Genomic DNA, 22,113 nt, shown 5'->3' on the forward strand with positions numbered 1-22,113 from the left:
TCGATCGGGACGTGGCCCCCGGCGGTGGGCGAGCAGTAGTTTCGTAGCCGAGCGTCGCCGTCGCCGCTCGTCACCCGTGGTGCCGTGGGGAGTCCGCCTTGCCGTCCAAGCCCGTCCTGATGACCGTCGACGACGACCCGGGGGTGAGCCGTTCCGTCGCCCGCGACCTGCGCCGCCGCTACGGGCAGGACTACCGGATCGTGCGCGCCGAGTCCGGCGCCGACGCGCTCGAGGCGCTGCGCGAGCTGACCCTGCGCGGGGAGCCGGTGGCCGCGATCCTGGCCGACTACCGGATGCCGGGCATGAACGGCATCGAGTTCCTCGAGCAGGCCATGGACGTGGCGCCGCACGCGCGCCGCGCCCTGCTCACCGCCTACGCCGACACCGACGCCGCGATCCAGGCGATCAACGTGGTGGACGTCGACCACTACCTGCTCAAGCCGTGGGACCCGCCGGAGGAGAAGCTCTACCCGGTCATCGACGCACTGGTGGAGACCTGGCGCGCGGTCGGGCAGCGCCCCGTCGAGGAGATCCGGATCGTCGGGCACCGGTGGTCGGCGGAGTGCTTCGCCGCGCGCGACTTCCTGGCCCGCAACCAGGTGCCCTACCAGTACATGTCGGTGGAGGACCCGGAGGGCCGGCGGCTGCTGGAGGTCGCCGGGCTCACCCCCGACGACGTCCCGGTGCTGGTCACGCCGGAGGGCACGGCGCTGGCCTCGCCGTCGGACGCGGAGATCGCCACGGCGGTCGGGCTGACCACCGACCCGGCCACCGACTTCTACGACCTGATCGTCATCGGCGGCGGTCCCGCCGGGCTCGGCTCGGCCGTCTACGGCGCCTCCGAGGGGCTGCGCACGGTGCTCGTCGAGCGCCAGGCCACCGGCGGGCAGGCCGGGCAGAGCTCGCGCATCGAGAACTACCTGGGCTTCCCGGACGGCGTGTCCGGCGCCCAGCTCACCGACCGGGCCCGCCGGCAGGCCGCGAAGTTCGGCGCCGAGGTGCTCACCACCCGCGAGGTCGTGGCGCTGGAGGCGCGCGGTTCGGCGCGGGTCGTGCGGTTCGGCGACGGCAGCGAGATCGCCGCGCACTCCGTCGTGCTCGCGACCGGCGTCTCCTACCGCGCGCTGGAGGCGCCCGGGGTCCCCGAGCTCACCGGGCGCGGGGTGTTCTACGGCTCCGCGGCCACCGAGGCCCCGGCGTGCAAGGGCCAGGACGTCTACGTCATCGGCGGGGCCAATTCGGCCGGGCAGGCGGCGGTGTTCTTCTCCCGGCACGCCGCCACCGTCACCCTGCTGGTCCGCGGGCCCAGCCTGGAGGCGTCGATGTCCAGCTACCTGATCAAGCAGCTGGACGCGATCGACAACGTCACCGTGCGCACCGGCACCGAGGTCGTCGAGGCCGGCGGCGACGGGCACCTGGAGCGGCTCGTGCTGGTCGACCGGAACAGCGGCGAGCAGGAGAGCGTTAAAGCGGCGTCGATGTTCATCTTCATCGGGGCGGCGCCGCGCACGGAATGGCTGGACGGCGTGGTCGTGCGCGACGGGCGCGGGTTCGTCCGCACGGGCCCCGACCTGGTGGTGGGTGGGCAGCGGCCGCAGGGCTGGACGCTCCCGCGAGACCCGTACCACCTCGAGTCGAGCGTGCCCGGCGTGTTCGTGGCCGGTGACGTGCGAGCGGAGTCGGTCAAGAGAGTGGCCTCGGCGGTCGGCGAAGGCGCGATGGCCGTGACCCTGGTGCACCGCTACCTGTCGGAGCAGTGACATGGCTGGAACCGAGATGACCGGGACCGAGATCCCCACCCACCTGAGCACGGACGAGCTGCGCGGGCTGTTCCTGTTCGAGAGCCTCGACGACGAGCAGCTGGCCTGGGTCTCCGAGCACGGCGACGTCGTGGCGATCTCGGCCGGGGAGCAGATCCTCACCGAGGGCGAGCCGGCCCGCTGCTTCTACGTGCTGCTCACCGGGGCGATCGCGATGACCCGCAACATCGGCGGCGAGCAGGTGGAGACCACCCGCAGCGACTACCGCGGCGCGTACTTCGGGGCCACCCAGTTCTACCTGGAGGACGAGTCGGCGACGCTGTACCCGGTGTCGGTGCGCGCGCTGGCCGACGGCAGCATCCTCGCCCTGCCGCGCGCGGAGTTCGCGCAGGAGTTCGCCCGCTGGTTCCCGATGGCCAAGCACCTGCTGGAGGGCATGGTGCTCGGCCTGACCCGGGGCAACCAGGCGGTCAGCGAGCGCGAGCGGCTGCTGGCGCTGGGCAAGCTCTCCGCGGGGCTCACCCACGAGCTCAACAACCCGGCCGCCGCGGCCGGGCGCGCCGCCGACGCGCTGCGCGACAAGGTCGCCGGGATGCGCCACAAGCTCGGCATGATCGCCGACGGCAAGATCGCCGGGCCGCAGCTGCAGAAGCTGGTGATGGCCCAGGACGAGTTCGTCAAGAAGGTCCGCAACGCCCCCGACCTGTCCCCGCTGGAGGCCTCCGACCGCGAGGACGAGATCAGCGACTGGCTCGACGACCAGGGCATCGCCGGCGGCTGGGACCTGGCCCCGGTGTTCGTCAACGGCGGCCTGGACGTCGCCGACCTGGAGGCGGTGAAGCTCGCCTCGGACTCGGACGTGTTCGAGGGCGCCATCCGCTGGCTGTCCTACACGGTGGAGACCGAGAGCCTGCTGCGCGAGATCACCGACGCCACCGCGCGCATCTCCGACCTGGTGCTCGCGGCCAAGCAGTACTCCCAGATGGACCGCGCCCCCTACCGGATCGTCGACCTGCACGAGGGCCTCGACGCCACCCTGGTGATGTTCGGGCGCAAGTTCAGCGACGAGTCCGGCATCCGGATGGTCAAGGACTACGACCGGTCGATCCCCCAGGTCCCGGCCTACCCGGCCGAGCTGAACCAGGTCTGGACCAACATCATCGACAACGCCATCGACGCGATGCGCGGGTCCGGCGACGGCACCGGCACCCTCACCGTGCGCACCGCGCTCGACGGCGACCGCGTGCTCGTCGAGATCGGCGACACCGGGCCGGGCATCCCGCCGGAGGTCCGCCAGCGGATCTTCGAGCCGTTCTTCACCACGAAGCCGGTCGGCAAGGGCACCGGGCTGGGGCTCGACGTCAGCTACCGGGTGATCGTCTCCCGGCACCACGGCGAGATCACCGTGGTCTCCGAGCCGGGGGACACGCGGTTCCAGGTGCGGCTGCCCATCGCCGAGTCCTGAGCCGGTAGCGGCCGCCGCGTCACCTCGTCGGACGAGCGCCACTCTCGTGCCTCGCAGCACCGGGGTGTGCGCGCAGCGCGAGGGGTGTGGTCGCAGCCCGCCGGCGTGCTGCGACGACCCAGCCAGCGCTGCGGACTCCACGAGCGCTGCGACCAGACTCGGTGAATCTGTCAGTAGACGCTAACGGAAGCAGCTGCTAACGTTCGTGCATACCGACAGAGAGCTGGAGGCAGTGATGGCCCACCCCGTGGCGTTCTTCGAGGTACTGAGCCCCGACCACGAGCGCGCGCAGAAGTTCTACGCCGACCTGTTCGGCTGGACCGTGGACGCCGACCCGGGGATGGGCGGCTACGGCCTGGTCGACACCGGGGCCGGGGAGGGGGCGATCGGCGGGGGCATCGGAGCGTCCGAGGGGCCGGCCGACGCCGGCACGACGATCTACGTCCGCGTCCCCGACCTGGACGCGGCGCTCGACCGGGCCGTCGCGCTCGGCGGGGAGCGGCTCGTCCCACCGACCGACCTGCCCGGCGGGTACGGCCGGTTCGCCGTGCTGGCCGACCCGGACGGCAACCGGGTCGGGCTCTGGGCCTGACGCGATGACCGACACCGGTGCCGACCCCGACGGCGACACCGACACCGACACCGAGCACGCCACGGACGAGGCGCTCAAGGCGCTGGCCGAGCCCCGCCGGCGGGCGATCCTGCGGCTCGTGGCGCACGAGGAGTTGCCGGCGGGGCGGATCGCCGAGGAGTTCGAGGTCAGCCGGACGGCGGTCAGCCAGCACCTGGGCGTGCTCAAGGCCGCCGGGCTGCTGCACGAGCGCCGCGACGGCACCCGCCGGCTGTACCGGGCCCGCCCGGAGGGGCTGGTGGGGCTGCAGAGCTTCCTGGACCAGATGTGGGCCGGCTCGCTGGACACGGCCAGGAGACTGGTCGAGGCCGAGCGGGGGATCAGCGATGACGACCAGGCCGCCACGGCGGGGTAGGCGCCGCCGGGCGCCCGCCGAGCGGGGCGGGGTCGGGGAGTTCTGGGCGACCGTCCTGCGCCGCTTCCGCGACCACCTGCACGCCCCGCGCCCCGTGCACGACGACCGGGAGGACCGGCGATGACCGACCGCCAGACCGCGACGGCGCCGCACCGGCCCCCGGTGCGCCAGTCGACGCTCGTCCGCTCGGACGTCGAGCACACGTTCGACGTGTTCGTCCGCGAGATCGGGGTGTGGTGGCCACGCCTGCCGTACTCGATGGGCGGCGACCGGGTCCGCGACGTCACCGTGGAGCCGCACGTCGACGGCCGCGTCTACGAGACCTGGGACGACGGCACCGTCCGCGAGTGGGGCACGGTGCTGGTGTTCGACCGGCCGCACCGCTTCGCGATGACCTGGCTGTGCAGCCCGGCGCCGACCGAGGTCGAGCTGACCTTCTCCGCGCTCGGCCCGGCGCTGACCAGGGTGGCGGTCGAGCACCGCGGCTGGGAGGCGCTCAGCGCCGAGCAGATCAGCCAGGACTGCGCGCAGCCGGGCGGGTACGCGGCCGGCGGCTTCGACCGCGGCTGGGCCACCATCCTCGCCGCCCTCGCCGGGGCCGCGCACGAAGGAGACCGCACGTGAAGCACGTCCTGTTCTACGAGCTGGCCGAGGGCGCGATGGCCCTGGCCCAGCAGCACTACCCGGCCCACCGCGAGCGGATCGACGCGTTCCACGGGCGCGGGCTGATGCTGCTGGTGGGCACGTTCTCCGACGCGCCGGTCGGCGCGATGGCGGTGTTCAGCACGCGGGAGGCGGTCGAGGAGTTCATGGCCGACGACCCGTTCCTGCGCCACGGCGTCGTCGGCGCCCACCGGGTGCGGGAGTGGGACGAGGTCCTGCAGCCCTGACCGGCTACTCCAGGCGGGCCGCCGCGGGGGAGGGCACCGCGTCGATGAGGTCGGGCTCGCGCAGCCCGGCCGCCTCGAACGCCGCCCGCACCGCCCCGGCCACCACATCGGCCCGGGCGACCGGGACCAGCGCGATGGCCGATCCGCCGAACCCGCCGCCGACCATCCGCGCTCCCAGCGCCCCGGCCGCCCGCGCGGTCGTGCAGGCCAGGTCGAGCTCGTCGCAGGAGACCTCGTAGTCGCCGGCCAGCGAGGCGTGCGAGGCGTCGAGCAGCGGCCCGATCTCGGTGACCAGGCCGGCGTCGAGCAGCGCCACCACCTGCTCGACCCGGGCGATCTCGGTGATGGTGTGGCGCGCCCGGCGGGCCAGCTCGGCGTCGAGCCCGCCGAGCTGGTCGAGGGTGGCGCCGCGCAGGCTGGGCAGGCCCAGGGTGGCGGCGGCCTTCTCGACGGCGGCGCGGCGGTTGCCGTACTGGCCGTCGGCGAGGTGGTGGCGCACCTTGGTGTCGATCACCAGCACCTGCAGCCCGGCGTCGGCCGGGTCGAACGGGACCTGCCGGGTGGAGCCGTCGTGGGTGTCGAGCAGCAGCGCGTGCCCGGCCGTGGCCAGCAGCGCCGCGGCCTGGTCCATGCCGCCGGTGGCCGCGCCGACGACCTCGTTCTCGGCGCGCACGCAGGCCGCGGCCAGCTCGCGGCGGCCCTCCGGCGAGCCGCCCAGGCCGAGGCCGAACAGGTCGTCGGCGGCCAGCGCGGTGGCGCACTCCACCGCCGCCGACGACGACAGGCCGGCCCCGAGCGGGACGGTGTCGGTCACCAGCAGGTCGAGCCCGCGGACCGGGTGGCCGCCCTCGCGCAACGCCCAGAGCACGCCGGCGGCGTAACCGCCCCACCCGGCGGGGGAGCCCTGGCCGACCTCGTCCAGGTCGATCTCGACGGTGTCGCGCTCGGACACGCTGCGCAGTCGCAGGGTGGTGTCGTCGCGGCCGGCGGCCAGGACGACGGTGCGCTGGGCGATGGCGAACGGCAGGCACAGCCCGTCGGCGTAGTCGACGTGCTCGCCGATCAGGTTGACCCGGCCCGGGGCGGCCCACCGCCCGGCCGGCTCCCGGCCGAACTCCTCGGAGAAGCGGTTCACGCGGCCGCGTCCCGCAGCCGCTGGGCGATCCGCTCCGCGGTGGTGTCGACGATCCACGCACCGACCCCGGACTCCGACCCGGCCAGGTACTTCAGCTTGCCCGGGGCCCGGCGCAGCGAGAACAGCTGCAGGTGCAGCCGGGTGAGGTCGCGCCCGGTGTGCACCGGGGCCTGGTGCCACCCCGCGATGTAGGGCGGCCGGGGGTCGACCGAGACCGTGTCCTCGCCGAAGAACCGCTCCAGGCGCCGCAGCAGGTCGGGGTAGAGCTCGGCCAGCTCGGCGCGCTCGTCGTCGGTCAGCGCGGCGAGGTCGGGCGCCGCCCGGTGCGGCACGAGGTGGGCCTCGACCGGCCAGCGGGCCGCGGCCGGCACGTACGCCGTCCAGTGGGTGCCCTCCAGCACGACCCGGGTGCCGGCCTTGCGCTCGCCGTCGAGCACGTCCTGGAACAGGTCGCGGCCGGTCTGGCGGCGGTGCTCGGCGGCCCGGTCGAGCAGCTGGGCGGTGCGGGGGGTGACGAACGGGTAGGCGTAGATCTGGCCGTGCGGGTGCTGCAGGGTCACCCCGATCTCCAGCCCGCGGTTCTCGAACGGGAACACCTGCGCGATGCCGGGGACCGCGGACAGCTCGGCGGTGCGGTCGGCCCAGGCACCGATGACGGTGCGGACGCGCTCGGTGGGCAGGTGGGCGAACGCGGCGTCGTGGTCGCTGGTGAAGCAGACGACCTCGCAGCGACCGACCGCGGGCCGCTGCGGCCACAGCGGGTTCCCGTCCACCGCCGAGTCGACCCCAGCCGGGACGTCCACGGCCGGGGCCAGTGCGAACGACGGGAACCGGTTCTCGAACACGACGACGTCGTACTCGTCGGCCGGGATCTCCGACGGCTCGCGGCCGGGACGCGTCGGGCACAGCGGGCAGTGGTCGGCCGGGGGCAGGAACGTCCGGTCCATCCGGTGCGCGGCGACCGTGACCCACTCGCCGGTCAGCACGTCGAACCGCATGGTCGAGCCGGTCTGCACCGCCGGCAGGTCGCGCGTGTCGGGCGGCGGCACCCGGTCCGGGCGGCCCGGGTCGTCGAAGTAGAAGAGCTCGCGGCCGTCGGCCATCCGAGCGGGGGTGCGCGTTCCGGTCGGGCTCATGCGGCCAGCACCAGCCGTCCGCAGCTGCTCTCCAGCGCGTTGCGCGCCTCCGGGTCCAGGCCCGAGTCGGTGACCACCACGTCCACCTCGCCCAGCGTCGCGATCGTGCTCAGCCCCACCACTCCCCATTTCGAGTTGTCGGCCACCACGGCCACCCGGCGGGCGCTGGCCACCAGCGCCCGGTTGGTCTCGGCCTCGGCCAGGTTCGGCGTGGTGAACCCGGCCTCGGCGTCCATCCCGTGCACGCCCATCAGCAGCCAGTCGACGTGCAGGCGGCGCAGCGCGGCCACCGCGACCGGCCCGACCAGCGCGTCGGACGGCGTGCGCTCGCCCCCGGTCAGCACGACGGAGTGGTCCTCGCGGCCACCCTCGTGCAGCACCTCGGCCACGCGCAGCGAGTTCGTCACGACGGTGAGCCGGGGGATGCCCAGCAGCGCGGACGCCACGGCGTGCGTGGTCGTGCCGGCGGACAGCGCCACCGAGGCACCGGGCTCGACCAGCTCGGCGGCGGCCACGGCGATCGCCCGCTTGGCCGCCGTGTGCAGCACGGCCTTGGCCGCGAAGCCGGGCTCGTCGACACTGCTGCGGGCGGCCGTCGCGCCGCCGTGCACGCGGGTGACCAGGCCGCGACCGGCCAGCGCCTCGATGTCGCGGCGGATCGTCATGTCCGACACGCCGAGGCGCTCCACCAGCTCGGACACGCGCGCGCCGCCGGTGGTGCGGACCTCGTCGAGGATGAGCTCCTGGCGCTGGCGGGCCAGCATCTACTCCTCCTCCCGGACCACCGCGGCACTCCGCGCGGCGACCGTGACGCTACCTCCGGACGCCGCCCCGGGCCGGGCGTCGGCCAGCAGGTCGACCCCTTCGGTGCGCACCGCCACCGGCTCGTCGGTGGGGTTGAGGACGAACAGGTACCGCCCGCGGCGCACCAGCTCGACGCCCGGCGCCGGCACGTCCAGCCGGGTCGCGCAGGCTTCCCGGGCCACGCGGTCGGCGAGCGCCGCGGTGGCCGCCTCGTCCAGGCGCGTGCCCACGTACCAGGCCGCGCCCGCTCCGGCGGCCCGCCGGGTCAGCGCCGGGTCGCCGGGGCGCGGGCCGTCGACGAACCGGGCGAGCACCTCGGCGTCGGGCGCGGTGGCGTGCTCGGCCCACAGGTCGGCGCGGCTGCCGTCGTCCAGGGTGACCGTCTCGCCGGGCAGCAGCGGTGCGAACTCCTCGACGCGCACGCCGAGCAGGTCGCGGAAGGCGCCCGGGTAGCCGCCCAGGCGGATGCGGTCGTCCGGGTCGACGATCCCGGAGAAGTAGGTGACCAGCGCGTGCCCGCCGGCCTCGACGAACGCGCGCAGCCCGGCGGCCGCCGCGTCCGAGCACAGGTACAGCGTCGGCACCACGACGAGCCGGTAGCCCGACAGGTCCGACTCCGGGTGCACGACGTCCGCGGTGACGCCGAGCCCGGCCAGCGCCCGGTGCCAGCGGTTGGCCGCGTCGGTGTAGCGCAGCTCGGCGCTGGGGTGCGAGTCGAGGTCGCAGGCCCACATGGCCTCCCAGTCGAACAGCACGGCGACGTCGGCCCGCACCGGGCTGCCGGCGACCTCGCCGACCGCCCGCAGCGCCGAGCCCAGCGCCACGACCTCGCGGAACCGCTCGGAGTCGCGCCCGGCGTGCGGGACGAGCGCGGAGTGGAACTTCTCCGCGCCCGCCGCCGAGGCCCGCCACTGGAAGAACCCGACGGCGTCGGCCCCGCGGGCGACATGGCGCAACGAGTCGAGCAGCAGCTCACCGGGCCGCTTGGCCACGTTCACCGGCTGCCAGTTGACCGCCGAGGTCGCCGACTCCATCAGCAGCCACGGCTTCCCGCCGGCCACCCCGCGGGTGAGGTCGTCGGTGAACGCCTGCTCGGCCCGCGGCCGGGGCAGCCGGGCGTCGAGGTAGTGGTCCTGGGAGACGACGTCCTGGTCGGGCGCCCAGCGGAAGTAGTCCTGCTCGGTCTGGTGGGAGCTGACCATGAAGTTGGTGGTCACCGGGACGTCGGGGCAGATCCCGCGCAGCACGTCGCGCTCGGCGCGGTGGTAGTCCAGCAGGGCGTCGGAGCTGAACCGGGCGAAGTCGAGCTGCTGGGTGGGGTTCTTGAACGCCGGCGTGATCCGCGGCGGCAGCACCTGGTCGAACGACGTGTAGTGCTGCGACCAGAACGTCGTGCCCCAGGCCGTGTTGAGCGCGTCGACGTCGCCGTAGCGCTTCGCCAGCCACTCGCGGAACGCCGCCGCGCTCACGTCGCACCAGCAGCGCCCGTTGTGGCAGCCCAGCTCGTTGCTGACGTGCCACAGCCGCACCGCCGGGTGGCTCCCGTAGCGGCGGGCCATCTCGGCGACCAGGCGCAGCGCGTGCTCGCGGAACACCGGCGAGCTGGGGCACCAGGACTGCCGGCTGCCCGGCCACAGCGTCCGGCCGTCGGCGTCGACCGGGAGGATCTCCGGGTGCGCGGTGGTGAGCCACGGCGGGGGCGCGGCGGTGGCCGTGGCCATGTCGACCGCGATGCCGCCCTCGTGCAGCAGCCCGAGCACCTCGTCGAACCAGCCGAAGTCGAACCGGCCCGGCTCGGGCTCCACCAGCGCCCAGGAGAACACCCCGAGCGTCACGAAGCCGAGCCCGGCCTCCCGCATCAGCGCGATGTCCTCGCGCCAGACGTCGGGCGACCACTGCTCCGGGTTGTAGTCGCAGCCCATCGCGACGCCCGGGAACGGGAACTCGAACACGCAGCGCACGATGCGCGAGAGGACGTGTTGGAGTCAACACGTTCCAACAATGATTCAGCCGGATGCCAACATCAGTCAACAACGCGGGTGGCGAGGGCGGAGTCGAGCCCGGCGTCGGTGGCCAGGCGGGTGGCGAGCTCCCGGGCGCGGGGGAGGAGGGCGGGGACGTCGACACCGGTGACCCGGCCGTCGACGACGACCGGCTCCCCGTCGACCCACACCCGCGCCACGTCCCGGACGGACGCGCAGTAGACCAGCTTCTGGTACGGGTCGTGGATATTGGCCAGCGAAGGGCTGTGCTCGGGCAGCCAGACCAGGTCGGCGGCCTTGCCCGGCTCCAGGCTGCCGATCTCGGCGGCCATGCCCAGCGCGGTGGCGCCGCCGATCGTGGCCATGCGCACGACGTCGCGGGCGGTGATGGCGGTGGCCTGCAGGTGGTGCACCTTCTGCAGCAGGGCCGCGGTCTTCATGGTCCCCAGCATGTCCTGGCTGTCGTTGCTGGCCGGCCCGTCCAGGCCGAGGCCGACGGTGACGCCCTCGCGGCGCAGCCGGGGGACCGGGCACACGCCGGAGGCCAGGACCATGTTCGACACGGGGTTGTGGGCGACGGCGACGTCGCGCCTGCGGAGGACCGCGATGTCGTCGTCGTCGAGCCAGACGCAGTGCGCGGCCACGGTCTGGCCGTCGAGCAGCCCGGCGCGCTCGGCGTAGGCGATGGCGGCCGCCCCGCGGGTGACCCGGCACTGGGTCACCTCCTCGCGGACCTCGTGCAGGTGGACGTGCAGCCGGCCGGTGTCGGCGACCAGGCGCGCGGTCGCCGCGACCAGGTCGTCGGACGACTCGGGCACCGTGGCCAGCCCGACCCGGAACCGGCTGCGCCGCGATGCCGCCGCGGCGGCGGCCAGCGCCTCGTGCTCGGCGAGGATCGGCGCGAGCGGGCGGGGGCCGGGGGTGTCGGCAGCGCCGAAGCTGACGTCGCCGCGCAGCCCGAGCCGCTCCAGCCCGTCGACCACCCCGGGGGTGACGGGCTCGGCGCGGGGGGCGAAGCAGAACATGTCGGCGACCGTCGTGACCCCGGACAGCGCCATCTCCGCGCCCCGCAGCAGCGTCCCCACCAGCGCGATCTCGCGCGTGATGTGCGGCTCGATCGGCCCGACGACCTGTGCGAACCACTCCCAGAGCGTGTGCGTCTCGCCGATCCCGGACACCAGGCCCTCGGAGAAGTGGCCGTGGCAGCTGACGAAGCCGGGAACCAGGATGCCGCTGCCGTCACCGACGACCCCGACGTCCGGGGCGGCCGCCCGCAGCCGCTCGAACGCGTCGACGGCGGCGATCCGCCCGCCCCGCACGAGCACCGCGCCGTCGCGCAGTTCGCCGGCCGGGCCGCAGGTGAGCACGTGCCGGGCGCGAACGAGGATGTCCGGCGGCAGGTCGTGGTCCATCGGGGTGAGCGTAGCGGCGCGTCGGGGGCGACACGCCGGTCCGCGACCCGACCCCGGCGACCGCCACCTGACCCCCATCGTGTAGTCAGGCCGAGCCGCTCGGTGAGCGATCATTGGGCTGTCGCGCGGAGGGCCGACGGCCGCACGACCGACACGAGGACGGTGCCATGGGCCTGGCCAGAGCTCCCCGCCGGCTCGGTCACGCACGCCCGGCCCCGCTGCTCTTCGCGGCCGTCTGCCTGCTCGCGCTGGCCGGCTGCGCGGCCAGCGCCCCGGTGCCCACCGCGCCCGCCGCCGACCCCGTCGACCCGGCGCCCGTCGTCCTGGCGCCGGCCGCGCTGCTGCCCGACCAGCCCGTCCCGGAACCCGTCGAGCCGGTGGTGCTCACCCTCACCGGGAGGATCGGCACCACCAACGACGGCAGCGCGCTGGCGCTCGACCCGCCGACGCTCGACCGGTTGGGGCGGGTCCGGGTGACGCTGTTCGAGCCGTGGGTCAAGCAGACGCTCAACTTCGAGGGCGTCTGGCTCGACGACCTGCTGGAGGTGGCCCGCGTCGACCCGCAGGCCCGCTCGGTGCACATCACCGCGCTCGACGACTACCAGATCGACCTGGCGATCTCCGACGTGATGGCGGGCGGCGTGCTGCTGGCGACGCGCAGCGGCGGGGGCGCGCCCATCCCGATCGAGGACGGCGGCCCGACGCGCATCGTCTACGTCGGTGGCGTCCCCGCGGGGGCCAGCGCCGACCAGTGGATCTGGAGCCTCTCCACGATCGACGTGAGATGACCAGCCCCGAGCCGGCCCCGCGCTCCCGCCAGCCAGGGCCGCTGCGCGCCCTCGCCGTCCTGCTGACGGTCGCCATCATCGCGACGGCCACGTTCGTCGCCTCCAACGCGGTGCTGCTGCTGCGGGTCAACGCGCTGGCCCAGGCCACCCAGTCGCAGTCGCTGACCATGGCGAACACCCAGCGCGAGACGCTGCTGCTGCTCCAGCGCATCACCGAGCTGGACGAGACCGGTGACGCGCCCGCCATCGAGGTGCAGCGCGGCCTGGCCTACCGCCAGATCAACGTGGCCATCGCCTCCTACCCGGAGGGCTCGCCGGAGGCCGTCGAGCTCGCCGAGGTCAAGGTGGCGCTGTCCCGCTTCCCCTGGGAGCGGCTGGCGGCCACCGGCGCCGCCGACGAGTCGCTGCGGCGGCTGGCGACGGCGCTCGTGTCGAAGTCGGAGAAGCGCCTGCACGGCATGCACGTCGAGCAGGAGCAGGGCTTCTACGCGACCACGACCACCCTGCTGGACACCGGCCAGCGCGGCCAGGTGAGCTCGGTGGTGCTGGTCGTCCTGCTGCTCGGGCTGTGCTGGACGCTGGTGGCACGGGTGACCCGGCGCAGCCGCAGCGCCCTCGCCGTGGCCAACGACCAGCTCTACCACCAGGCCAACCACGACTCGCTGACCGACCTGCCCAACCGGGCCCTGCTGATCCGGCGGTTGCGCGCGGCGCTGGAGGCCAGCCCCGACGCCGTGTCCGTGCTGCTGATCGACCTGGACGGGTTCAAGAACGTCAACGACACCCTGGGCCACCCCGCGGGCGACGAGCTGCTGCGGATCGCCGCGCGGAGGCTGGAGGGCTGCGTGCGCGACGGCGACACCGCCGCGCGCCTGGGCGGCGACGAGTTCGCCGTGCTCAGCGTGGCCCGCTCGCCGTCCGGCGCGCCCGCGCCCACCCCGGACGGCCACGGGCTGCTGGTGGGGGAGCGGATCGTGGACGTGCTGCACCGGCCCTACCGGGTGGCGGGCCAGGACGTGCGGGTCAGCGCGAGCATCGGCGTCACCCGCGGCCACGGCGGCGCCTCCGCCGAGGACCTCATCCGCGACGCCGACATCGCCATGTACGCGGCCAAGAACACGGGGAAGGGCCGGGTCGCGGAGTTCGACCCGGAGATGCGGACGAGGGCGTCGCTGCGCACCGGCATGCAGCAGGAGCTCGCCGAGGCCGTCGAGCTGGGCCAGATCGAGGCGCACTTCCAGCCGATCATCGACCTGCACACGCTGCGCCCCACCACGCTGGAGGCGCTGGCCCGCTGGCGCCCCGACGGGCGCGCGCAGGTGTCGGCCGAGGAGTTCATCGCCATCGCCGAGGAGACCGGCACCATCAGCGAGATCGGCCGCGTGGTGCTGCGCTCGGCGTGCCGGGAGGCCATGTGCTGGCGCGCGCTCCCGGGCCACGGCGAGCTGTCGGTCTCGGTCAACGTGTCGATGCACCAGCTGCTGTCCGGGCGGCTCACCGCCGACGTCGAGGGTGCGCTTGCCGAGAGCGGCCTCCCCGCGGCCGCGCTGATCCTGGAGATCACCGAGAGCGCCTCGCTGGAGGACGCCGACCGGGTGAAGGCGGAGATCTCCGGGCTGCGCGCGTCCGGGGTGCGGATCGCGGTCGACGACTTCGGTTCCGGCTACTCGTCGCTGTCGTGCCTGATGCGCCTGCCCGCCGACCTGCTCAAGATCGACCGGACGCTGCTCGACTTCGTCACCACCCGCGACGGCTCGCTGGTCAAGGCGGTCGCCGAACTCGGCCGCACCCTCGGCCTGCTGGTGGTCGTCGAGGGCGTGGAGACCCCGGACCACCTCGCCCGCGCCCGCGAGGCCGCCTGCGACGCCGCCCAGGGCTTCCACTTCGCCCGCCCGATGCCACCGGCCGACGTCCCCGCCTACCTGGCGGGCTGGTCCGTCCCCCACCGGGCGGGCCAGGGCGCCGGCTCCGCCCGCGGCTGACCGTCAGCGGCGGGTGCCGTTCGGCGAGCTCGCGCCCGACTCGGCCTCGTGCCGCCCACCGGTGAGCTGCTCCTCGACCCGCGCCCGCACGACCCCCGCCGCCCCCTGCACCGCCGGGTGGTCGGCGATGCGCTCGTAGGTGCGCCGCAGCTGCTCGTAGCGCTCATGGCCCGCCTTGGCACCCAGCACGTAGCCGACAGCCGCGCCCAGCAAGAACTTCCACATGACGCCTCCCGGCTCCACTACCTGGTCGCCGCCCATCCTGCCGCAGGCCCGTGGCGGGTGCGCGCGGCGGGCAGGGGGGTCGATATCCCGGTGGAGGGGGTGCGCTAGAGTTCATACCGCCAACGGGGCGAGTCCCCGGAACAGACGGTCCTCCGTAGCTCAATTGGCAGAGCATGCGACTGTTAATCGCAGGGTTGTTGGTTCGAGTCCAACCGGAGGAGCTTCTCTCCCAGGTCAGAGCGTTATAGCTCGATCTTCGTGGTGATCGATCCACCGTTTACCCACCACTTTCGTCAGGGCCCACCTCCTCGCGCGGCTCGGTGGGCGCGATCGAGCGCGTCTGCTGCTTCCCGGCCGCCGGCGCGTCGGCCCATGTAGCGGTCCTGGGTCATGGACACCTTCGCGTGGCCGAGCTGGTCGGCGATCTGGCGGGCGGATAGGCCGGCGCGGTCGAGTTCGGTGGCGGCGGTCTTGCGGAACACGTGGCTGGTGACCCATGCGAACTCGGCGGAGCCGCGGGCGTGGCGGAGGTCGCGGGAGGTGTTCGACGGGTCACGCCAGCCGCCGATGGAGTCGGGGAAGACAGGCCCTCGCGTTCCGTTGGCGAGTTGGCGGCGGCGGAGCATGTCGATCGCGAACGCGGGCAGCGGCAGCGTCCGGGCACCGGCGAGGCTCTTGGTCGATTTGCGGATCAGGCCGGTGCCTTTGATCCGGATGACGGTGTGGTCGACGTGCACGACGCCGGCGTCGAGGTCGATGTCGTCCCAGTGCACGGCGAGTGCCTCGCCGATTCGGACGCCGGTGGCGAGCATCCACTCGCACAGGTCGGGTAGGTCCTTGCGGACAGCGTCCTGGTCCGCCTTCAACCGCTCGATCCACTCGGTCCGTTCGTCCGGCGTGAGGGCACGCGGGGGTCGTGCCGGGCGGCTGGTGATCCGGGCGATGTCGCGGACCGGATTGGCGGTGATCGCGCCGTGGCGGACGGCGATGCCGAAGACGCCGGAGACGACCGTGCGGGCGAGCTTGGCGGTAGCGGCGCCGCGGTGGATCCGGATGTCCTGGACGAACTTGTCGAGCCGCGGGACAGTCAGCTCGCCGAGGCGCAGCTCCCCGATGGCGGGTAACACGTGGGTCGTGAGGGTGGCCCGGTAGAGCTGGGCGGTGCTCGGCGAGCGCTGACCCTGGGCGGCGAGTTCGTCGATGGTGCTGATCCACTTCTCGGCTGCGACGCGGAACCGGGACTCCCCGGAGAGGCTGCCGGCTGCGCCGTGGCTGGCGCGGTCGCGCAGGTGCTCCTTCAGGCGGTTCTTCGCGGCCGTGGCGCTGCGACCGGTTCGTTCGATCTTGCGGGTGACGCCGTCGTGGTCCCGGAAGCGGGCGAAGGCGCGGTAGCCGGAGCCGTCGGCCAGCTTCTGGGTGGTGATCGCCCCGTAGGTGCCGATCGGCAGCGGTGGCCGCGGCATCGCCGGTCAGGAGGACTTGCGCAACTGGCTGTCGAACCAGTCGCGGACATCCTGAGGCCGGTAGCGGACGTAGCGGCCGACGCGGGTGCCCTTCGGGCCGTAGCCGGTCTGGCGCCAGTGGTAGACCGTCATCACCGGGACACCGAGGTAGTCGGCGACCTCGTGCACACCCCACAGCTGATCCTGTCCTCGCACCCCGCGACCTCCACCCGGTCCTTCATCCCGCTCGCACTGCCGGGACGGTCCCGCCAGAAGCGTTCGGACTCGTGGTCGGAGGTGCACTGAGCTGCTACTCCGGCGCGAACACGAACCAGCCACACCGCAGCGGAGGAACGGATCGCTCCGGCCACTCTTGGCTACGGTGAAGCCCGTTGTGGTCCTACCGACGCGTTCTCATCGGGACGTGCTCAACGGCGTGGTCGGTGTGTGATCGCGGCATTGTCGTGGTGGCTGCCCGAGCCCCCGAAGTATGACTAGGCGGGGCATGGACAGGCTCAGCCGTTGCGGTCGACGTAGCGAGGCGCGAGCTGCTCCATCTGCTCGATCACGAGCTTGATCGCGGCGGGCTGCTTGTCCGGCGGGTAGCCGTGCCGGACCAGCAGCCGCTTGATCGACGATCGGAGTTTCGCGCGCACATCGTCGCGCACGGTCCAGTCGGTGCGCACGTCTCGGCGCATAACGGCGACGAGGTCGCGTGCGATCTGGGCGAGCACGTCCTCGCCCTGGAGCAGGACGGCTGAGTCGTTCTGCGAGACGGCGTCGTAGAAGGCGAGCTGGTCGTCGTCGAGAGGGGGAGTGAAGCGGGCGCCGCGGGCGGCCTCGTCCCGGATCTCCTTGGCCATCTCGATCAGCTCGGCGATCACCTGGGCCGCGGTGAGTTGCTCGTTCGCGTAGCGGTTCATGAGCTCGGTGACCCGTTCGGAGAACAAGCGCTCCCGGGCGATGTTGTTGCCGGTGGCGCGGCGAGACTCGCCGAGCACGTGCTTGCGCAGCGCCTCGATCGCCAGGTGCGGGTTCGTCGCCGCCTGCGCTCTCGCGAGGTAGGCCGGATTGAGCTCGCTCAGCTCGGGCTTGTCGAGGCCGGCGGCCGCGTAGATATCGAGCACCTCGCCGGTGGTGGTGCTGTCGCTGATGAGCGCAGCGAGCAGTCGGCTGACGTCCTCGGGGATCGGCTTGCCCTCGGCGCGGCGGGCGTCCGCGTCGAACTTGGCCATGTAGACGCGGACCAGCTCGTAGAACTGGACCTCCTGCAGGTAGGGGCTGAGCATCTCGGATGCCGCGCACAACGCCCACGCGGTGGTCAGCTGCCGGGTGAGCCGCCGGAACCGGTCGGCTAGCGTCTCCTCCCCGTCGTCGACCTTGTTGCCAGGGGTGGTCGGGTTCCGCAAGTAGCTGGTGGTCGCCAGGGCGGCCTTGTCGAACGCATCGGGCTGGCCGCGCTTGAGCCGGGCCTTCCAGTCGAACCCGGCGAGCGCGCCGCGGATCTGGTCGACGAGGTCGCGGAACAGCGCTTCGGCGTCGGCAACGCTGCGGCCCATCGGCCGGGTCTCCTGGTCGCGCGGGCTGTACTCAGCTAGCGCCTTCTGCAGGTTGTCGGCAAGAGGGGCGTAGCCGACGAGCAGGCCGCTGTCCTTGCCGCGGAACGTGCGGTTGACCCGGGCGAGGGTCTGCATCAGCAGCGCACCCTTGAGGGGGCGGTCGAGGTAGAGGGTGTGCAGCGGCGGCGAGTCGTACCCGGTCAACATCATGTCCTTGACGATGACCAGTTCCAGCTCGTCGTCGGGGTCGCGCAGCCGCTCCTTGACCGTGGCGTTCTCCGACTCCTTCCGGACGTGCTCCTTGATGAGACCGGTGTCGGTGGCGTCGCCGGAGTAGACGACCTTGATTTTCCCGGTGGTGAGGTCCGGGGAGTGCCACTGCGGCCGCAGCGCAACGATCGCCGCGTACATGCGGGCGCAGATCTCCCGGGTGCCGCACACGATCAGCGCCTTGCCCGGCCCCTCGATCAGCGGCCGCATCCGTGTGCTGCGGGTCTCCCAGTGCGCCACGAGGTCGTCGGCGAGCAGGGCCAGGCGCTTCGGATCGCCGTAGACGGCGTTGACGACGGTCGTGCTCTTCTCGATCTGCGCGCGCTCGACGTCGTCGAGTCCGGCGGTGATCTCGTCGGCGGCGCGGTCGAGGTCCTCCTGGGTGACTCCCTTGTCCAGGCGCAGCTCGACCAACCGGGGCTCGAAGTAGACGGGCACGGTGGCGCCGTCCTCCACGGCGCGCGAGAGGTCGTAGACGTCGACGTAGTCGCCGAAGACCTCGCGGGTGTTGCGCTCGGCGTGCGAGATCGGGGTGCCGGTGAACGCGATCAGCGTGGCGTGCGGGAGCGCGTCCTTCAGGTGGCGGGCGTAGCCGTCGAGGTCGTCGTAGTGGCTACGGTGGGCCTCATCGACGATCACGATGATGTTGCGCCGGTCTGACAGGGTGGGGTGAGCCAAGCCGGCGTCGCGCTCGTCCTTGCTGCGGCCGAACTTCTGCAGGGTGGTGAAGTAGATGCCGCCCGTCGTGCGGTTGCTCAGCTCGTCGCGCAGCTCCGCGCGGCGGCGGATCTGCTTCGGTGCCTCGGGCAGCAGCAGGCTGGCGGCGAACCCGCTGAACAGCTGCCCGTCCAGCTCGGTGCGGTCGGTGATCACCACGACCGTGGGGTTGGCCAGCTCGGGAGCCCGCATGATCCGGTTGGTGTAGAGCTCCATCTCCATCGACTTGCCCGAGCCCTGGGTGTGCCACACGACGCCGGCCTTCCCGTCGCTGCGGACGGCCGTAACAGTGGAACCGACGGCCTTGGCGACCGCGAAGTACTGGTGGGGCTTGGCGATCCGCTTGGCCAGCGCGCCTGCGCCCCCGTCGAACGCGGTATACCAGCGCAACAGCTGCAGGAACCGGCCCTGGTCGAACACCCCGTGCAGGAGCAGTTCCAGCCCGGTGACGGGCTCGTCGCGCTCGTCGAGGCTGCCGGGCTCGACGACGGCGCCAGTGTCGTCAACGTTCCAGGGGGCGAAATGGTGCAGATGGGTGAACGGGGTGCCGTACCGAGCGGTCGCGCCGTCGGCGACGACCGTGAGCACGGCGAACCGGAACGCCTCCGGGAACTCCTGCACGTAGGTCCGCAGCTGCGCGTGCGCCGCCGCCACGTCGGCCGCTACGCTCCCGGCCTTCTTCAGCTCGATGATGCTGACCGGCATCCCATTGCAGAACGCGACGATGTCGAACCGCCGGTGTGCGTCGAGCCGCCGCACCGTGACCTGGTTGGCCACCAGCCAGTCGTTGTCGGCGGGGTCGGGCGCCAGCAGCCGGATCGTCGGCGTGACCTCGTGGCCGGAGTCGTCGACGTACGTGACGCCGCGGTACCCGCCGACGAGCCAGTCGTGGACGCGGTGGTTCTCCGAGATCGGGTCGGTCGAGCGCAGCGCGATGATGTCGGCGTACGCCTGCTGCAGATACACGCCAGGGACGTGGGGGTTGAGCCGGCGCAGCGCGTCGAGCAGCCGCGGCGTGAGCACGAGGTCGTCCCAGCTCTGCCGCTCGCCGCTGCCCGGCGCGATCGACGACCCGGACACCGGTGTCCAGGACAGCTCGCCGAGTTCCTCCAGGGCGAGGGTCTCCCAGTCGGCCTCGGACATGCCGGCGTTCTTCATCGTGGACCTCCTGGTCGGTGGGGGCCGACGGTAGGAAGACGACCGCCGCCCGTGCACGCCCGTGACCGATAAGGGGATCTATCAAGGGGCGTCGTCGTGGCCGAGCGGAGCGAGCTCGGCTTCGATGTCGGCGATGCTGGGCAGGCTCGACGCGAGCTCCTCGGTCAGGTTCGTGGTGAGCTCGGCGGTCCACTCGGCGACGCCGATCGGCGCCGAGTAGCCGCGCAGCGCGTACTCGGCGATGACGTTGTTCTTCGTCTTGCAGAGCAGCAGTCCGATGGTCGGCTTGTCGCCGGGGTGTGCGAGGAAGTCGTCCACCGCGGCCATGTAGAGGCCGAGCTGGCCCAGGTGTGACAGGTCGAAGTCCACGGCCTTGAGTTCGATCACGACGTAGCAGCGCAGCTCGGTGTGGAAGAAGAGGAGGTCGCAGTAGAACTCCTTGCCCCCCAACTCCAGCCGGACCTGGCTGCCCACGAACGCGAAGCCTCGCCCGAGCTCCAGCAGGAAGTCGCGGGCATGCTCGACGAGACCCTGCTCCACATCGCGTTCGAGCCGGGTCCGGGTGGTGGAGAGGAAGTCGAACAGGTACCGGTCGCAGGTGGCCCGCTGGCGACGTCGGGGTCGGGCTCCGGCAGGGTGTGCCGGAAGTTGCTGATCGCCTTCCCAGACCGTTCGTGCAGGCGCCGCTCGATCTGGAGCGCGAGGATGTCGCGGCTCCAGCCCTGGTCGAGCGCGGCCGCGGCGTACCACAGCCGCAGCTCGGGGTCGTCGAGCTTGCCGATCAGGGCGATCTGATGGCGCCAGGGGAGTTGTGCAACGCCGCGTTGCACAACCTCCCCGTCGGGCCAGGCCGCCGCGAACGCCCGCATGTACTTCCAGTTGCGCGGCGAGTAGCCGCGGGCGTCGGGGAAGCGCTCCCGCAGGTCGGCCGACAGGCGGTCGATCACCTTCGTGCCGTAGCACTCCCCGTACTGGCGCTCCAGGATCGCCCGGCCGATGGCCCAGTACGCGGCCAGCAATTCGGTGTTGGCGGCCGCGACGGCGCGCCGGTGGCTGAGCGAGACGTGCTCGGTGACCGAGGCCAGCAGCTCCGGATACCAGCCGGGGAGGATCGACGCCGGTGGCTTGCCCCGGAACGCGACCGCGGGATCGGGCGGCTCCACTACACCACCGCCTCCACCTGCTTCTCCGCGTCCTTCACGCGGAGGCGGCCTGACATGAGATGAGGGAGGAGGGTGTCGCGAAGCGTGGTGAGGCTCAAGGACTCCTGCTCGGCCGACAGAGCCGTCCGCCAGAGCGAGTCCATAGTGGGGTGCACGCGCTCGACCGCTCGTCGGGCCGGAACGCTTACGGGTTCGTCGAGGTGCCGTCGCTGGATGTGCCCCATCGTTGTGGCCTTGTCGGCCGCGATCGCCCGGAACTCGTCCAGCTTGCGCACCAGCAGTTGGTGGACAAGCCACACCGGATTATCGCCGGTGGGAATCACTTTGAAGATGTGCTGGTTGACGATGCCTTCCGGGCGGAACCATCGATGTACGGTGAGTGAGCCGGACCACGCAAAGAGGAGATCGCCGGGTCGGGCGAGGTTCTCGTCCGGAACCTTGATGTCGTTGCGCACGGTGGACTCACCGATGCCAGAGTTGAGCTCGGCAATTCGAATCACGACCCGACCGGTTCCCGTCGCGCCCTTGGTGTATGCGCGACCGTTAACGAATCGAGCCAGCTGGCTCAGTGAGCGTTCGGTCGGGTCGTCTTTTGCGATCGAGCGGAAAACTATCGCTGCGAGGTCTTCCGCGGCATCGCTCAGTCGAGTGTTCGCGGCGATCTTGTCGTCGAGTGCTGCGAGAACCCTCGCGATCTCATCCTGCTCGTCCCGGGAGGGAATGCAGACGTGCAGGGCCTTTGCGTCGGGGTAGTAGAGGGTCTGATGGGTCGTGCCATAGGAGAACTTCCGGATGCTCTCCTGCTCTAGCATCAGGACGTAGCGGAGGTAACTCGGCGACAGTTCGGGGCCGCACACCCAGTTGATGAAGTCCTGGCTTGTTGCCATAGGTGTGCCCATGATGATGGTGTACCCGACTGACGCTGTTCGGGAAAGGCATACTGTTCCGGCGGGAAGGACCCTCGTTGATGAATTCTCGACTCCGAGTTCGGTGATGTACTGCTTCGTCTTCGTGATGGTCTTGCCGTGGTTTCCTGTCGCGTCGCGGATCCCGATCCACGGGATGTTGCCGTTCCAGTACTCAGGATGGGATCGGCTTGGTGTGTGACCGCTTTCCATGCGTGCTATGTCGGTGAGCCGTCGCCATTTGAATCCGTCTGGGGCGGGGATGGAGGGCATCCCGATGCTTAGTGCGTACCGCCCCGGGATAACTGAGTCCGTGGCGACTCGACCGCCGGTG

20 protein-coding genes, 1 tRNA gene and 1 pseudogene are annotated in these 22,113 nt (G+C 72.3%); 10 read left to right on the plus strand and 12 right to left on the minus strand.

Annotated features, from left to right (window positions below):
• Positions 1–119 precede the first annotated feature (119 nt).
• The 7 genes from KIK08_RS04595 to KIK08_RS04625 all read left to right on the plus strand — a co-directional run bounded on the left by KIK08_RS04595 (position 120) and on the right by KIK08_RS04625 (position 5,101).
• Complete coding sequence (locus KIK08_RS04595; protein ID WP_214401743.1) at positions 120–1,760, plus strand: NAD(P)/FAD-dependent oxidoreductase; 1,641 nt, start codon at positions 120–122, stop codon at positions 1,758–1,760.
• A 1-nt stretch (position 1,761) separates the two neighbouring features.
• Positions 1,762–3,225 carry an ATP-binding protein gene (locus tag KIK08_RS04600; protein ID WP_250556293.1) on the plus strand — a complete coding sequence of 488 codons (1,464 nt, stop codon included), beginning with the start codon at positions 1,762–1,764 and terminating at the stop codon, positions 3,223–3,225.
• A gap of 235 nt (positions 3,226–3,460) precedes the next feature.
• Complete coding sequence (locus KIK08_RS04605; protein ID WP_214401716.1) at positions 3,461–3,817, plus strand: VOC family protein; 357 nt, start codon at positions 3,461–3,463, stop codon at positions 3,815–3,817.
• A 4-nt stretch (positions 3,818–3,821) separates the two neighbouring features.
• A complete protein-coding gene (locus KIK08_RS04610; RefSeq protein WP_214401717.1) occupies positions 3,822–4,211 on the plus strand; it encodes an ArsR/SmtB family transcription factor in 390 nt (129 codons plus the stop codon).
• Positions 4,183–4,335 carry a hypothetical protein gene (locus tag KIK08_RS04615; RefSeq protein WP_214401718.1) on the plus strand — a complete coding sequence of 51 codons (153 nt, stop codon included), beginning with the start codon at positions 4,183–4,185 and terminating at the stop codon, positions 4,333–4,335. The genes KIK08_RS04610 and KIK08_RS04615 overlap by 29 nt, the downstream gene beginning before the upstream one ends.
• On the plus strand, positions 4,332–4,835 hold the full coding sequence (locus tag KIK08_RS04620; protein ID WP_214401719.1) for an SRPBCC domain-containing protein: 504 nt from the start codon (positions 4,332–4,334) through the stop codon (positions 4,833–4,835). Before KIK08_RS04615 ends, KIK08_RS04620 begins: the two co-directional genes overlap by 4 nt.
• The gene (locus tag KIK08_RS04625) at positions 4,832–5,101 is read left to right on the plus strand and encodes a YciI family protein (protein ID WP_214401720.1); all 270 of its coding nucleotides are present in this window, start codon (positions 4,832–4,834) and stop codon (positions 5,099–5,101) included. The genes KIK08_RS04620 and KIK08_RS04625 overlap by 4 nt, the downstream gene beginning before the upstream one ends.
• Positions 5,102–5,105: 4 nt before the next feature.
• On the opposite strand, the gene galK is transcribed toward KIK08_RS04625, so the two are convergent.
• From galK to KIK08_RS04650, 5 genes are all read right to left on the minus strand, one after another.
• Entirely contained in the window at positions 5,106–6,236 is a 1,131-nt protein-coding gene (galK, locus tag KIK08_RS04630) for a galactokinase (RefSeq protein WP_214401721.1), read from the minus strand.
• Positions 6,233–7,372, minus strand: a complete 1,140-nt coding sequence (gene galT, locus KIK08_RS04635) for a galactose-1-phosphate uridylyltransferase (RefSeq protein WP_214401722.1) — start codon at positions 7,370–7,372, stop codon at positions 6,233–6,235. Before galT ends, galK begins: the two co-directional genes overlap by 4 nt.
• Complete coding sequence (locus KIK08_RS04640; protein WP_214401723.1) at positions 7,369–8,136, minus strand: DeoR/GlpR family DNA-binding transcription regulator; 768 nt, start codon at positions 8,134–8,136, stop codon at positions 7,369–7,371. The genes galT and KIK08_RS04640 overlap by 4 nt, the downstream gene beginning before the upstream one ends.
• On the minus strand, positions 8,137–10,128 hold the full coding sequence (locus KIK08_RS04645; RefSeq protein ID WP_308257393.1) for a beta-galactosidase: 1,992 nt from the start codon (positions 10,126–10,128) through the stop codon (positions 8,137–8,139).
• Positions 10,129–10,199: 71 nt separating this feature from the next.
• Positions 10,200–11,570 (minus strand): amidohydrolase family protein, encoded by a 1,371-nt coding sequence (locus KIK08_RS04650; RefSeq protein ID WP_214401724.1) that lies wholly within the window; start codon positions 11,568–11,570, stop codon positions 10,200–10,202.
• Between the two features lie 167 nt (positions 11,571–11,737).
• Here KIK08_RS04650 and KIK08_RS04655 point away from each other — a divergent pair, with 167 nt between their 5' ends.
• Together KIK08_RS04655 and KIK08_RS04660 are read left to right on the plus strand one after the other, a co-directional pair.
• Positions 11,738–12,358 (plus strand): putative pterin-binding protein, encoded by a 621-nt coding sequence (locus KIK08_RS04655; RefSeq protein WP_214401725.1) that lies wholly within the window; start codon positions 11,738–11,740, stop codon positions 12,356–12,358.
• Complete coding sequence (locus tag KIK08_RS04660) at positions 12,355–14,340, plus strand: putative bifunctional diguanylate cyclase/phosphodiesterase (protein WP_214401726.1); 1,986 nt, start codon at positions 12,355–12,357, stop codon at positions 14,338–14,340. Before KIK08_RS04655 ends, KIK08_RS04660 begins: the two co-directional genes overlap by 4 nt.
• 3 nt (positions 14,341–14,343) lie before the next feature.
• On the opposite strand, the gene KIK08_RS04665 is transcribed toward KIK08_RS04660, so the two are convergent.
• Complete coding sequence (locus KIK08_RS04665) at positions 14,344–14,565, minus strand: hypothetical protein (protein ID WP_214401727.1); 222 nt, start codon at positions 14,563–14,565, stop codon at positions 14,344–14,346.
• A gap of 148 nt (positions 14,566–14,713) precedes the next feature.
• Between KIK08_RS04665 and KIK08_RS04670 the strand changes: the two genes are divergently transcribed.
• Positions 14,714–14,786 (plus strand) — tRNA-Asn (locus KIK08_RS04670).
• A 72-nt stretch (positions 14,787–14,858) separates the two neighbouring features.
• On the opposite strand, the gene KIK08_RS04675 is transcribed toward KIK08_RS04670, so the two are convergent.
• The 6 genes and pseudogenes from KIK08_RS04675 to KIK08_RS04695 form a co-directional block, all read right to left on the minus strand.
• Entirely contained in the window at positions 14,859–16,028 is a 1,170-nt protein-coding gene (locus tag KIK08_RS04675; RefSeq protein WP_214401728.1) for a tyrosine-type recombinase/integrase, read from the minus strand.
• A 6-nt stretch (positions 16,029–16,034) separates the two neighbouring features.
• On the minus strand, positions 16,035–16,223 hold the full coding sequence (locus tag KIK08_RS04680; RefSeq protein ID WP_214401729.1) for a helix-turn-helix transcriptional regulator: 189 nt from the start codon (positions 16,221–16,223) through the stop codon (positions 16,035–16,037).
• Positions 16,224–16,522: 299 nt separating this feature from the next.
• Positions 16,523–19,711, minus strand: coding sequence for a type I restriction endonuclease subunit R (locus tag KIK08_RS04685; RefSeq protein ID WP_214401730.1), 3,189 nt, complete (start codon positions 19,709–19,711; stop codon positions 16,523–16,525).
• 81 nt (positions 19,712–19,792) lie between these two features.
• Positions 19,793–20,461, minus strand: a complete 669-nt coding sequence (locus KIK08_RS04690) for a DUF1016 domain-containing protein (RefSeq protein WP_214401731.1) — start codon at positions 20,459–20,461, stop codon at positions 19,793–19,795.
• A pseudogene (locus KIK08_RS39535) lies at positions 20,392–20,874 on the minus strand (DUF1016 N-terminal domain-containing protein); the annotation flags it as partial. The gene KIK08_RS04690 and the pseudogene KIK08_RS39535, both read right to left, overlap by 70 nt.
• Positions 20,874–22,052: a restriction endonuclease subunit S gene (locus KIK08_RS04695; protein WP_214401732.1), complete on the minus strand. Its 1,179-nt coding sequence runs from the start codon at positions 22,050–22,052 to the stop codon at positions 20,874–20,876. The gene KIK08_RS04695 and the pseudogene KIK08_RS39535, both read right to left, overlap by 1 nt.
• Positions 22,053–22,113 lie beyond the last annotated feature (61 nt).

Source organism: Pseudonocardia lacus (assembly GCF_018531445.1).
Taxonomy (GTDB): Bacteria; Actinomycetota; Actinomycetes; order Mycobacteriales; family Pseudonocardiaceae; genus Pseudonocardia; species Pseudonocardia lacus.

Excerpts from the sequence above, each read along its gene's own strand:
- KIK08_RS04595 (WP_214401743.1), top strand. The coding sequence starts at position 120 with ATGACCGTCGACGACGACCCGGGGGTGAGCCGTTCCGTCGCCCGCGAC.
- KIK08_RS04600 (WP_250556293.1), top strand. The coding sequence starts at position 1,762 with ATGGCTGGAACCGAGATGACCGGGACCGAGATCCCCACCCACCTGAGC.
- KIK08_RS04605 (WP_214401716.1), top strand. The coding sequence starts at position 3,461 with ATGGCCCACCCCGTGGCGTTCTTCGAGGTACTGAGCCCCGACCACGAG.
- KIK08_RS04610 (WP_214401717.1), top strand. The coding sequence starts at position 3,822 with ATGACCGACACCGGTGCCGACCCCGACGGCGACACCGACACCGACACC.
- KIK08_RS04615 (WP_214401718.1), top strand. The coding sequence starts at position 4,183 with ATGACGACCAGGCCGCCACGGCGGGGTAGGCGCCGCCGGGCGCCCGCC.
- KIK08_RS04620 (WP_214401719.1), top strand. The coding sequence starts at position 4,332 with ATGACCGACCGCCAGACCGCGACGGCGCCGCACCGGCCCCCGGTGCGC.
- galT (WP_214401722.1), bottom strand. The coding sequence starts at position 7,372 with ATGAGCCCGACCGGAACGCGCACCCCCGCTCGGATGGCCGACGGCCGC.
- KIK08_RS04640 (WP_214401723.1), bottom strand. The coding sequence starts at position 8,136 with ATGCTGGCCCGCCAGCGCCAGGAGCTCATCCTCGACGAGGTCCGCACC.
- KIK08_RS04650 (WP_214401724.1), bottom strand. The coding sequence starts at position 11,570 with ATGGACCACGACCTGCCGCCGGACATCCTCGTTCGCGCCCGGCACGTG.
- KIK08_RS04655 (WP_214401725.1), top strand. The coding sequence starts at position 11,738 with ATGGGCCTGGCCAGAGCTCCCCGCCGGCTCGGTCACGCACGCCCGGCC.
- KIK08_RS04660 (WP_214401726.1), top strand. The coding sequence starts at position 12,355 with ATGACCAGCCCCGAGCCGGCCCCGCGCTCCCGCCAGCCAGGGCCGCTG.
- KIK08_RS04665 (WP_214401727.1), bottom strand. The coding sequence starts at position 14,565 with ATGTGGAAGTTCTTGCTGGGCGCGGCTGTCGGCTACGTGCTGGGTGCC.
- KIK08_RS04675 (WP_214401728.1), bottom strand. The coding sequence starts at position 16,028 with ATGCCGCGGCCACCGCTGCCGATCGGCACCTACGGGGCGATCACCACC.
- KIK08_RS04685 (WP_214401730.1), bottom strand. The coding sequence starts at position 19,711 with ATGAAGAACGCCGGCATGTCCGAGGCCGACTGGGAGACCCTCGCCCTG.
- KIK08_RS04695 (WP_214401732.1), bottom strand. The coding sequence starts at position 22,052 with ATGCCCTCCATCCCCGCCCCAGACGGATTCAAATGGCGACGGCTCACC.